This is a genomic window from Collinsella aerofaciens (assembly GCF_901212495.1).
Taxonomy (GTDB): Bacteria; Actinomycetota; Coriobacteriia; order Coriobacteriales; family Coriobacteriaceae; genus Collinsella; species Collinsella aerofaciens_H.
Genome location: NZ_CAAKNY010000066.1, coordinates 1 through 10,657, shown reverse-complemented (window position 1 = coordinate 10,657; position 10,657 = coordinate 1). Strand labels below are relative to the sequence as shown.

Here is a 10,657-nt window from a genome sequence, read left to right as displayed (position 1 = left end):
TCGAAGACCTCCTCGGAGGGGTCGATCAGAAAAGCGGGGTTCTGGGCGCCCACGTGCTTCATGGTGAAGAACGGGCCCTCCAGGTAGATGCCCTGGATGCGGGCACCGCAGAACTCGGGGCCACGTTCTTCGTCCGCCTGTGCGATGGCGGCGCAGGCGTCCCTGATCTGCTCCACGCCGTCGGTGAAGGTCGTAGGCAGCCAGCTGGTGGTGCCGCGGCGGGCGAGCTCGGTCGAGCTGATGTTGATGCCCTCGGCATCGTTATCGGTCGTGGCATGGTTATAGAAGCCATGAATATGGGTGTCCACCATGCCCGGCGCAATCCATGTACCCGAGTAATCCTTGATCTCGCAAGCGGGCTCGTCGGCCCGCCAGGCGCCAAAGACGCCGTCTTCGACCATGAGGTAGCCGCCCAGCTGCGGCCCCGCCGGCAAAAAGAACTTGTCGGCCTTGATAGCATACGTGCTCATATGCACTCCTTGCTTCTAAAGCAGTTGTATATAGTGATGCTTATACCTGGTCCAAGTAAAAACAAAAAGCGCCCGCCCGCCGTTATGAGCGGACGGGCGCCCTTACAGGGGGACGCGATTAAGCGGTGAAGGGGTGAATCGTCACGCCCTTAACCACGCGGTTGACCGTGCCGGTGGGGCTCGGCGTATCGGGCGTGTTGCCCACGCGCACGGAGTTGAGCAGGCTGATAGCCTGGGCAAACATCACGAACGGCAGGGCGAGGTAGCCCTCGGGAAGTGCCTCGTAGCCCTTAAAGGTGAAGGACTCACCCTCATAGACGGTGGTACCTTCCTGCTGAACGGCAACGGTGTGCTGAGCGATCTCGTCACCACCGATCTCGTTGAGGATGTCGATATCGTACTGACGGGTGTAGGCATCGTTGTTGACGAACACGAACACGAGGGTCTTGTCGTCGACGAAGGACTTGGGTCCGTGACGATAGCCCATGGAGGTGTCGTAGGAAGTGGCGACCAGACCGTGAGCGAGCTCGAGGATCTTGAGCTGGCTCTCCTGGGCAAGGCCACCGAAGGAGCCAGAACCCAAGTAGGTCACGCGGTTGAAGTCGCCAGCCAGGTAATCGGCGACCTCGGGCTCACGGGAAATGACCTCCTCGCCCATCTTGGCAATCGTCTCGACCCACTCGGCCTTCTGCTCATCCGAAGCCTCGTCAAAGATGAGGGTAGAGAGCAGGGTCATGCAGGTGTAGGAACCGGTCATGGCGAAGCCCTTGTCGTTGGCGCGCGGGATGAGCAGCGTCAGCGCGTTGGGATCATCGGCAGACTCGACGGCGAGCTTGCCCTCGGGAGCGCAGGTGATGTTGAGGAATTTAACGTTGTGGACGAGCTCCTTGGCAACGGCAACGGCGGCAAGGCTCTCGGGGCTGTTGCCAGAGCGGGCAAAGGAAACCACGAGCGTGGGATCCTCGGCGCGCAGGAAGTCGCGCGGGGCGCTCACGATGTCGGTCGTGGCGATGGGCTTAAAGTCGTAGAGATCAGTGTTGCCAGCGTGACGCAGGTACGGGGCGCAGGTATCGCCAACGTAGTCAGACGTACCGGCACCGGTGAAGACAACGGACAGACGGCCCTCGCCCATGGCGCGAGCCTCGGCCAGAAAGGCCTCGATGGCCTCCTTGTTCTCACGATAGATGTTGAACGTATCACGCCAAAGCTCGGGCTGCTGAGCAATCTCGGCCGTGGTGATCTGGGCGCCGAGCTCGGTGAGCTCCTCGACACTCTTCTCGAACATTTCTAATACCTCTTTCTTTACTAAATTGTCTGGTATACAAAGACTTAATCTGAAAAGTCAAATCGAGTAGTAGTCATAGGCTGTTTTTCTTTCGTTGGCACTCGTATCCGATCACACAGTATCTCGATAATGAGAAATCCTGTACTTAAACTTGTCCGCACGAGCCACCGAAAGCGTAAACTCGACAACATCATTTTGGGTGTTGTGAGTAGTTCGGACTATGTCCAGAACTGGTGCACCTTCACCAATACCTAGAAGCCGAGCATCACATGGACGTGCTATACCCGCAGAGAACTCCTCATCCGCTACTCGAATTTTCTGCTGATAATCCTGCTCAATAACATCGTAAAGGGGCTTCTGTTCGAGCAGAGGACGCTTGAGTGAAATAAAGAGCCTTGCTGGAAGATAGCTACGCTCAACCATCATGGGTATACCATCTGCCATCCGTAAACGCTTGAGTTTTAATACCTTTTCACCCAAACGAATCCCCATTTGTATCGAGAGTGTTTTATCTGCTTCCATTTCACAGAACTCTAAGATGGTTGTTTCTGGCAGCCGGCCCATCGCTTTCATCTGTTCAGTAAAACTGTACGATTGGGTAAGATTAGTTGCTTGGGCTAGTCGATCGGCAACAAACGTACCGCGACCTTGTTTTCGCACAATCCGACCAAGATACTCAAGTTCCTGAATTGCAAGCCGGACAGTCGACCGCGAAAGCCCGTAACGTTCGGCAAGTTCACGTTCGGACGAAATCAAATCACCTGGCTGATATTCATGATCAATTTTATCGATCAGAATATCTACGAGCTGGTCATATAGCGGTTGCCTGTGCCTCTTGCACGTCATGATGTTCTCCACGAAATTAGCAATTGACCAGTACTTCAGCCTTCAGGTAATGCATCAACATGTCCAATAAATGGGCTAATAGCGACACTACAGCTCATCGTCTTCATCATCGTCAGCAATCTCGAGTTTCTTGAGATCGACTCCCTCACGACCAACAACCCGTGCGCGTTCGGCAAGTTCATCAAGCGTTGGATCTCCAAACGCACGCGTCATAACGAGCTCCACCAACATAGGCAGATTTGTTCCGGTGACAACGGTCACGTTATCGAGCTTAGTCGTCATTGGGATAGCTTGATTGAACGGAGTACCGCCAAGCAAATCAACAAACACCAATACGCCATCACAAGCTTGACGCATCTCGGCAATGCAGGTTCGCAAATCATCACCAAACGTAACCGCCTCCGAGCCCGCAAAAGGAACTACCTCAAAATTAGGCTGTTCGCCGGCAACCATATCCACAGCGCTTTTCAAACCAGTTGCAAACTGACCGTGACCAGTTAGTACAAATCCAATCATTTTATCTACCTTTCTATCGTTCGCTTTCTCTAGCCAAAGAACCCCAAAAGGCTCTTACGACCGCTGCATCATTAACATTTAGAGAGTATTTTGCTTTATCGTGGGAGGTCTGTGGGCGTCTCTAAGCTGCTTTTCAAGGTTGCGATATCTAAGTGCTTCGCCCTTGTTCCCGCTGCTCTCATATTGATATGCGAGCAGCAGATAGAGCTTTCCGCGTAACCCAAGGTCGTTCGTATCTAGCATAGCTTCCATCTCATCGATCTTATCATGCCGATGGCGAAAGACTATGTCGTAGGTCAATTGACTGTCCGCCAAAATGCCCTTCGACACGACGGGGCGCATATCTTCCAACATGGACGCTGCCCGCTTCCGGTCACCTGTCTTGATATAGAAATTAAAGGCGCGAACCGTAAGCTGTCGACGTTGCTTATCGCTGCACGACATCTCCAGCAAGTGGTCAAGCATTCGATCTGCATATGCGTCCATATCAGCAGCTTCATAGATCGTGAAACGCAGGTAATACTGCTTATACGTAGACATGACTATACGCGCAAGCTTGCGATCGAGCAGGTCTATGCAATCTTGGTATAAGCCCAAGTTAAACAATACCTGCAATTTCATATCGAAGTATTTTTTCGCACCTTCGGTCACAGCGAAATAAGCCACGACAACACAAATGAACAGGACGATCCAAAATGGCATTGCACTATATTCCCTTCAAGGCAGCCTTAATGAATTAATCCAACACGATGGCTGCACAACCGCCTATAAACAGCGGTGTCCGACAAAACAAAAGAGGCGCACACTCCAGGGGATATGGCGATAGAGTCGCCTTGGAGGTGTGCGCCACGTCTCAATTGAGGCTCAAATGCCGTGACAATATGGGGTACTTAGCCCTTGCAGATGATACCGAATGCACCCAAGGCAATGGACAGAACCAAGACGATAAAGATGGCCTTCGTCGAGGTCATACCCTTCTTACCGAGGAGCCAGTATACGAAGCCGACGAGTGCGGCAGGAACCAGCTTGGGGCAAATCATATTGCAGATGTTCTGCAAGTCAACGGTAACGCCGCCGATAACAGGCTTCGCCGCAATAACGATACCGACATTGGTTGCGACCAGAGCACCGACCATAAAGACACCCATTACGGAGGCCGCGTCGGTCAACGCGTTCAGGCGATCGCTCATGGTGGTGACGAGCTTCATACCCTGCTCGTAAGCCATGTGGGTCTGCTTGCAGCGGAACCAGTCAACAAGGATGTTGACGGCGACCCAGATGAAGATACCCAAGGGGTTGCCGTTCATGGCCATATTGGCAGCCAGGGCGCCGAAAATGGTCGGGAGCAGCGAACCGAAGATGGAATCGCCGATGGAAGCCAACGGTCCCATGAGGCCAGTCTTGAGACCGGCAACAGCCTCGAGGCCCTCGAGGCCCTCCTCTTCCTCGATTGCCAAATCGATACCGGTGATGATCGTGTTGAGGAAGTTTGAGGTGTTGAAGAACGGTGCGCACTGGGCACGGCAGGCTTCCTTTAGCTCCGGCGTGCCGTCGCCGTACAGCTTGCGCAGTGTGGGCAGGATAATCCAGAGATAACCAGAGTGCTGCATGCGCTCGTAGTTCCAACCATCCTGGAAACCAAGCAGGTTACGACGGTTGATCTGCGCAAGGTCTTCCTTGGTAATCTTGTAGCCAGTGGTGCCATTGGCGAGTTTCTCATTAGAGCTCATCGTCGTCGTCTCCCTCCGCAGCGCCAGCAGCAGCGACGGGACGCTGGTTGTTCTTGTAGTACAGCAAAGACAGAGCGAAACCAATAATGGCAATCGCCAGCATCGACATGTTGTTGAACATACCGACCATATCAACGGCACCCTTACCAAGCGCGCCGTTCACAGCGACGATGTTGGTGTTGAGGTTCATGATGCTCGTGAAGGCCGTGCCAAACAGGGCGGCGACGACAAAGCCGAGCAGCAGGAAGGCGACGTGCTTCTTGACCGGCAGGTAGCGGAGCAGGATGGCGAAGCCAACGGCGGGCAGGGCACCGCCGGCAACGGACAGACCGTCGCCCAGCCACTTCCAATCGCCGTTAAGGGCGGTGGTGATGCCCTCGACCAAGCCCTGGCCAAATGCGAGAGCCAGGAAGACCGGAATCATGCGGGACAGCATCCAGGAAACGGCACCGAGCAAGTAGTGCACGTTGTAGGCGCCCCAGTTCATCTTCTCGATATCGGCATCGCACGCATGACCGAAGAACGTGTTGGCAAAACGGCCGGCGATATCGGTGTAGACGAGAATGGCAGCGACAGGTACGCCGATGGCGGCAAGAGCCGTCTCGGGATTCATGCCTGCGCCCACGGCAAAGGCGGTGGCGACCAGAGTGCCGGAGTTGGCATCGATACGAGAGGCGCCGCCAAAGGTACCAACGCCCAAGACGGTGAGCTGCATGCTACCGCCGATAAATAGACCGGTCTGCAGGTCACCCATAATCAAACCGGTAATCATACCGGAGAAGACGGCAGAGCCGGCACAGGTGTACCAGTTCAGCTCATCCATGATCTGATAACCCGCATACAGGGTTAACAGAAGAATCTGCCACCAAGCAATCATGGTAAACTCCTTATTTGAGGTGTAACAGTTTCTACAATACCAATACGCTTATATAAACCGCGCATCCCCCTTCGCGGCTTAGCGTTAATTTGACTAGAGCGCGAGAGCCTCTGGGTTATCCTGCGGCGTCAGCTGAATGACGATTGGAAGATTATCGGCCTTGAGTTTGGCAAACGCGTCAAGGTCTCCCTGGTCGCAACTAATGTTGCGAGACAGCTTCTTGACCGGCTCCATGGTCGTCATATTACCGACAATAAGCTGCTCGAGCTTAACGCCTTGCTCCAAAAGTCGAACGTAGACCTCAGGCTTTTTTGCAACAATAAAGAGACGTTGTGCATCATATTTGCCAGCAGTGATGTTGGCAGCGGCCTTATCGACAGGAAGCACAGACAACTTCACCGTTGCCGGGCAAGCCATGCGAAGAACCTGCTTTTGGGTAGCGTCTTGCGATACCTCGTCGTCAACTACCATGAAACGGCTTACCTGACGGGCGTTAGACCAGAGGTTTGCCACCTGTCCGTGAATCAAGCGAAAGTCGATTCGTGCGCCTACAATCATTTCTACTCAACTCCTTCTTGTTCAAGTGTACGAATAACGGGCTCAGAGCGAAGGGAGATATTCGCACCGTAAACGCCCTCTGTTTCGAACATAACGAGCTCATTGGTACCGGGGTGCAATAAACCGTGCGGAACATAGAGCGTCATGATGGGACCCTTATCCCAAAAACGCCCGACATTCGTTCCATTAATGAATGCCACGCCCTTTCCAAAACCCGTAGTGTCGATAAAGGTATCAGCCGGCTCGGATATATCAAATTTTGCGCGGTAAAAGGAAGGTTGTCCCTCTACCCAGCCGGCAGAATAATCAAGCTTATCGATGTTATCGAGTGTCAGACAGCGCATCTCCCACCCGGTAACAAAGTGAAGATCAACGCAAACCCCTGTCCTAATGCCCTTATGCTGCGTATCGGCGAGCAATTTGTGGCCATAATTGACGCGACCCATATCCTCGGTCAGAACATCCAAGCGGTTTTGCTCACAGGGAAGAACGCAGTGTATATCTTCCCCGATGTGCTCCTGGTACTGCGTCGCCACTTTGTCACCGTTCACGAACACCTGCGCACGGTCGCGGGCGTCAATAACCCGAATACGCTCTTCATCTGCACGGTCACGCTCGACAGTCGTGGTATATAACGTATATCCATACGACTGGCCCATCTCTTCCATAGGCATAGGATACTGGGCTTCGATCGGCTCCGAAAGCATATCGAGCACATTAAAGAGGCTTACGCGCTCACTCACCGAGATATCGGGCATAGCAAACGTCTTTTTTGTTAACGGCTTGCTTTGTGCGATATCGGGATACAGATCGTGAATTGTCCTTTGAATTGCGAAGTATTTCTCGGTCGGGTTGCCCTGTTCGTCCAATGGAGCATCGTAGTCATACGATGTTACCTGGTGCAGGTCATGCGTATGGCGTGCAGAGCATCCGTTCATGAATCCAAAGTTGGTGCCTCCATGAAACATGTAGAGGTTTAAAGATCCTCCAAGCTCGAGCACCTCGCGAACGCAAGAGGCAAGATCTTCGGGATCGCGTCTGATGACGTTCTCCCCATAGCGATTGAACCAGCCGTCCCACAACTCCATGCACATAAGAGGCCATTGTTTTCCATGCTCCTTGTGAAAAGCAGATAGAGCCTCAAAGTTCTCCTTTGCATGAGAACCAAAGTTGCCGGTGCACAACACATCATCGTCAATGAGCGTACCGGCACGAAGGCACCCACGCCACGGACCATCGGAAGTACAAAGGGGCACGGAAACCCCGCGCTCGACCATAAGGCGACGAATCGCACGAAGATAGTCCTTATCCTCGCAATATGATCCATACTCGTTTTCAACCTGCATCATGATGATGTTTCCGCCCTTGTCAATCTGACGCGAGACGAGTATCGGCATGAGATGGTCGTAGTAACGTGCGACGTGAGCAAGAAACTTGGGGTCGCTGCTGCGCGGTCTCATATCATGTTGGCGCAGCAGCCATGCCGGCATGCCGCCAAATTCCCATTCTGCGCAAATAAACGGAGAGGGCCGAACAATTGCATACAGACCGAGTGACGCTGCCTCATCAAGAAATGCCGCCAAATCAATTGGCCCAGAAAAATCGAAGACGCCAGGCTTTGGCTCATGAAGATTCCACGGTACATACGTTTCGACCGTATTAAACCCAAGAGCCTTAAGGTTATAGAGCGAGTGGTGCCAGTCGCTCGGATGAACACGCATATAGTGAATCGCCCCCGACAAGATGGTGAACGGCTCATCATCGAGTAAGAATTGATTGGTGATCTTAAACGAATGCATGCTTCTCCCGATCTTCGTGCTCTGCGATGCGGTTGCCGGTTTTTCAACCCTCGGCTAACCCTTTGGCTATTATGGACGTTTTGACGCAATTATGTAGCCAGAATCTGAAGTGGTCCGTAAACGGTAACGAAATGACGATGAACGGTTTTAATGAAAAAAATAAAAACAGCTGGTAAATTGCTTTTTAATTAAATGTTTCTAACGATTCTATATTTGAAAGATGGTATGTACCAGCTATCCACTATTTCCTACTTGTTACATCATGTTTCAATTGTATTTCTTCAACTGCTTATCTACTTTGGATTCACCTACATGAGCATTAGAGAGCCGTTGCCTGCCCATTTCCAAGACTGAAAATATCCAGAATCGAACCTGACTTTCTTATGGCTGACTCGCCGCGTTCGATGACTCGTTAATACAGCAGAGCATTAATGGAGTCGGGTTCGTCACTGGGAAGATTGCGAACTTCCATTTTCACGCCAAGCGCTTGCAGCTCTCTGAGAACAGCGACGTCTGCATCGTCTGTGGCGACTGCGGGCGTTGCGAAACGCTTGCCCTCCCCTGCCTCCATATGGCCGATGCTGATCCTGGTAATGGGCACACCGCCCTTAACCAGCGCGAGCGCATCGGCGGGTGAGGCCACCATGATCAGAATCCATTGACGCGGCGTTGCGGTATGAATGATGTCGATGGTCCTTTGCACCGAGAAGAACCGCGTCCAAACGCCCTCTGGCGCTGCCACCCTCATGGGCGCCCACTTGCGCGAATCCGCCGCAATCTCATTGTTGACGATTAAGACGAGGTTGGAACCCACGGCTTCGTTCCACAGCTCAACGTCTTGCCCGTAAATGAAACGGTCGTCGATGCGTGTGAGAAGAATCTTGGGTTGAGCCATCGCCGCCCCATTCTGTTTGAGACCCGTAAGAGCAAGACATCGCGTCTCCAATATTAGTGCATTTAAAGTGAGAAAAGCCGTCAGAACACTTGCACCGATTTGCGATGTCCCGTATCATAGTCAGCTGTTGACGCCTCAGTTGCGTCACCACATGGCCGCCAGCGTAGCTCAGTTGGTAGAGCACCGCTCTCGTAAAGCGGGGGTCACCGGTTCGAGCCCGGTCGCTGGCTCCATTGCACAAGATAGCCGCCTTCGGGCGGCTTTTTGTTGCCGATTTGAGTGCGTGTGCGCCAACCCAAGTATCGCCACGTCGATCGCTTCCTGCTCAAAAACAGAAAGCCCCGCCAACCGTGATTCCCCTAGGGAAAACACGGTTGGCGGGGTCACAGCGTGATTCCCCTAGGGAATTCACGCCAGCACACGAACAGTTCAGCCGGGCAGCGCGCTACTCCTCCCAGTAGGCGTCTGCAAGCAGCTTAAAGCAGATCTTCTTGACTGGCTGCGCGCCATCACCCGGGAACTCGAGCGTGGGCATGTGGGGCTCGCCGGCAACGAACAGCGCGAACTTGTCGTCGGCAAGATCGCCGGCGATCGAGGCGTCGGAATCGACCAGATCGTAGTCGTCCTTCTCGTCAAACTCCTGAACCAGCGTCAGGCTGCCCGTGGCGACCTTAAAGGCCTCGCGACCCTCGACGTCAATCTGCAGGTCGTGATAGCGCTGATGCGTCTCATAGTGGGCCTCAGCCTCGGTACGCGTCGTGGGAGCCATGACGTTCGCAAAGACCTTGTCGCCCAGAATCGGATGGCTGCCGACCTCGAGCTTCGCCGGATCGTTCTCCTCGAGCCAATCGATCAGCACGTCGAGGCCCTTGAGCATTCCGCGGTACTCCTCGATATCGCCCAATGCACCGTAAATCATCTAAATCCCCTTTCGGATCGCTTCTTTGGCGGCTACTCGGTAAACGCGTTGCCGACGCTGTTGCCGCCCACATACGTCTCGACCAGGGTAAGGTCGGGATTGAACACGACAAAATCGGCATCGCGGCCAGGCATAATGCTGCCACATTTATCCTCGACGTGAGCAGAGCGCGCGGGCACCTCGGTCGCCATGCGAATGGCGATATCGGCGCTCGCAAGACCCCAGTCGACGATGTTCTTGACGCCCTGTGCGAGCGTGAGCACCGAGCCGGCGATAGCAGAGCCATCGGCAAGCCAGCAAAGGTTGTCCTTCATGATGACGTCCATGCCGCCGCTGGTGTAGCTGCCCTCGGGCATGCCGCCGCAACCCAGGCAGTCGGTGATCAGCACTGCGTGCTGCCAGCCCTTGGCCTGCAGCAGCGCCTTAATAGCAGCGGGGCTCACATGCTTGCCATCGCAGATGATCTCGGCGTAGGTGTTGGGCGTGGCCATGGCGGCCCCGACGACACCGGGCTCACGGTGATGCAGACCGCGCTGGCCGTTGTAGGTATGCGTGAAGCAGCTGGCGCCGGCGTTGATGGCGGCGGCGCACTCGTCGTAGGTGGCGTCGGAGTGGCCGATGCTGGTCACCACGCCCCTGGCGCTCAGGGCCGCGGCGTAGGCGGCGGCGCCGTCGCGCTCGGGCGCCATGGCGCTCTTGACGATGCGTCCGCCGGCGGCCTCCTGCCACCGGTCGAAGACCTCCTCGGAGGGGTCGATCAGA

Annotated in this window: 12 protein-coding genes and 1 tRNA gene; 1 reads left to right on the top strand and 12 read right to left on the bottom strand. The window is 54.2% G+C overall.

Annotation, left to right across the window (positions count from 1 at the left end):
• The 10 genes from SFLMC1_RS07595 to SFLMC1_RS07550 form a co-directional block, all read right to left on the bottom strand.
• The coding region (locus SFLMC1_RS07595) for an amidohydrolase family protein (protein ID WP_154063923.1) at positions 1-470 on the bottom strand (470 nt) is incomplete at its 3' end.
• Between the two features lie 118 nt (positions 471-588).
• Entirely contained in the window at positions 589-1,755 is a 1,167-nt protein-coding gene (locus tag SFLMC1_RS07590; protein ID WP_152074949.1) for an SIS domain-containing protein, read from the bottom strand.
• 111 nt (positions 1,756-1,866) lie between these two features.
• The gene (locus tag SFLMC1_RS07585; protein ID WP_152074950.1) at positions 1,867-2,601 is read right to left on the bottom strand and encodes a GntR family transcriptional regulator; all 735 of its coding nucleotides are present in this window, start codon (positions 2,599-2,601) and stop codon (positions 1,867-1,869) included.
• A gap of 87 nt (positions 2,602-2,688) precedes the next feature.
• Complete coding sequence (locus tag SFLMC1_RS07580; protein ID WP_152074951.1) at positions 2,689-3,117, bottom strand: PTS sugar transporter subunit IIA; 429 nt, start codon at positions 3,115-3,117, stop codon at positions 2,689-2,691.
• 78 nt (positions 3,118-3,195) lie between these two features.
• Complete coding sequence (locus tag SFLMC1_RS07575; RefSeq protein ID WP_152074952.1) at positions 3,196-3,819, bottom strand: hypothetical protein; 624 nt, start codon at positions 3,817-3,819, stop codon at positions 3,196-3,198.
• A 188-nt stretch (positions 3,820-4,007) separates the two neighbouring features.
• Positions 4,008-4,847, bottom strand: a complete 840-nt coding sequence (locus tag SFLMC1_RS07570; RefSeq protein WP_152074953.1) for a PTS system mannose/fructose/sorbose family transporter subunit IID — start codon at positions 4,845-4,847, stop codon at positions 4,008-4,010.
• Positions 4,837-5,724, bottom strand: coding sequence for a PTS mannose/fructose/sorbose/N-acetylgalactosamine transporter subunit IIC (locus tag SFLMC1_RS07565; RefSeq protein ID WP_152074954.1), 888 nt, complete (start codon positions 5,722-5,724; stop codon positions 4,837-4,839). Before SFLMC1_RS07565 ends, SFLMC1_RS07570 begins: the two co-directional genes overlap by 11 nt.
• 93 nt (positions 5,725-5,817) lie before the next feature.
• On the bottom strand, positions 5,818-6,282 hold the full coding sequence (locus tag SFLMC1_RS07560; RefSeq protein WP_152074955.1) for a PTS sugar transporter subunit IIB: 465 nt from the start codon (positions 6,280-6,282) through the stop codon (positions 5,818-5,820).
• 2 nt (positions 6,283-6,284) lie between these two features.
• Entirely contained in the window at positions 6,285-8,081 is a 1,797-nt protein-coding gene (locus SFLMC1_RS07555) for a glycoside hydrolase family 35 protein (RefSeq protein ID WP_152074956.1), read from the bottom strand.
• A gap of 412 nt (positions 8,082-8,493) precedes the next feature.
• A complete protein-coding gene (locus SFLMC1_RS07550; RefSeq protein ID WP_152074957.1) occupies positions 8,494-8,976 on the bottom strand; it encodes a PTS system mannose/fructose/N-acetylgalactosamine-transporter subunit IIB in 483 nt (160 codons plus the stop codon).
• A gap of 157 nt (positions 8,977-9,133) precedes the next feature.
• On the opposite strand from SFLMC1_RS07550, the gene SFLMC1_RS07545 reads away from it, so the two are divergent.
• Positions 9,134-9,209 (top strand) — tRNA-Thr (locus tag SFLMC1_RS07545).
• A gap of 212 nt (positions 9,210-9,421) precedes the next feature.
• Here SFLMC1_RS07545 and SFLMC1_RS07540 read toward each other — a convergent pair.
• Both SFLMC1_RS07540 and SFLMC1_RS07535 read right to left on the bottom strand, forming a co-directional pair.
• The gene (locus tag SFLMC1_RS07540; RefSeq protein WP_152074958.1) at positions 9,422-9,895 is read right to left on the bottom strand and encodes a YhcH/YjgK/YiaL family protein; all 474 of its coding nucleotides are present in this window, start codon (positions 9,893-9,895) and stop codon (positions 9,422-9,424) included.
• 32 nt (positions 9,896-9,927) lie between these two features.
• Positions 9,928-10,657, bottom strand: a 730-nt coding sequence (locus SFLMC1_RS07535) for an N-acetylglucosamine-6-phosphate deacetylase (protein ID WP_154063922.1), incomplete at its 5' end; no start/stop codon positions are given.

Excerpts from the sequence above, each read along its gene's own strand:
- SFLMC1_RS07565 (WP_152074954.1), bottom strand. The coding sequence starts at position 5,724 with ATGATTGCTTGGTGGCAGATTCTTCTGTTAACCCTGTATGCGGGTTAT.
- SFLMC1_RS07550 (WP_152074957.1), bottom strand. The coding sequence starts at position 8,976 with ATGGCTCAACCCAAGATTCTTCTCACACGCATCGACGACCGTTTCATT.
- SFLMC1_RS07560 (WP_152074955.1), bottom strand. The coding sequence starts at position 6,282 with ATGATTGTAGGCGCACGAATCGACTTTCGCTTGATTCACGGACAGGTG.
- SFLMC1_RS07575 (WP_152074952.1), bottom strand. The coding sequence starts at position 3,819 with ATGCCATTTTGGATCGTCCTGTTCATTTGTGTTGTCGTGGCTTATTTC.
- SFLMC1_RS07555 (WP_152074956.1), bottom strand. The coding sequence starts at position 8,081 with ATGCATTCGTTTAAGATCACCAATCAATTCTTACTCGATGATGAGCCG.
- SFLMC1_RS07540 (WP_152074958.1), bottom strand. The coding sequence starts at position 9,895 with ATGATTTACGGTGCATTGGGCGATATCGAGGAGTACCGCGGAATGCTC.
- SFLMC1_RS07570 (WP_152074953.1), bottom strand. The coding sequence starts at position 4,847 with ATGAGCTCTAATGAGAAACTCGCCAATGGCACCACTGGCTACAAGATT.
- SFLMC1_RS07580 (WP_152074951.1), bottom strand. The coding sequence starts at position 3,117 with ATGATTGGATTTGTACTAACTGGTCACGGTCAGTTTGCAACTGGTTTG.
- SFLMC1_RS07590 (WP_152074949.1), bottom strand. The coding sequence starts at position 1,755 with ATGTTCGAGAAGAGTGTCGAGGAGCTCACCGAGCTCGGCGCCCAGATC.
- SFLMC1_RS07585 (WP_152074950.1), bottom strand. The coding sequence starts at position 2,601 with ATGACGTGCAAGAGGCACAGGCAACCGCTATATGACCAGCTCGTAGAT.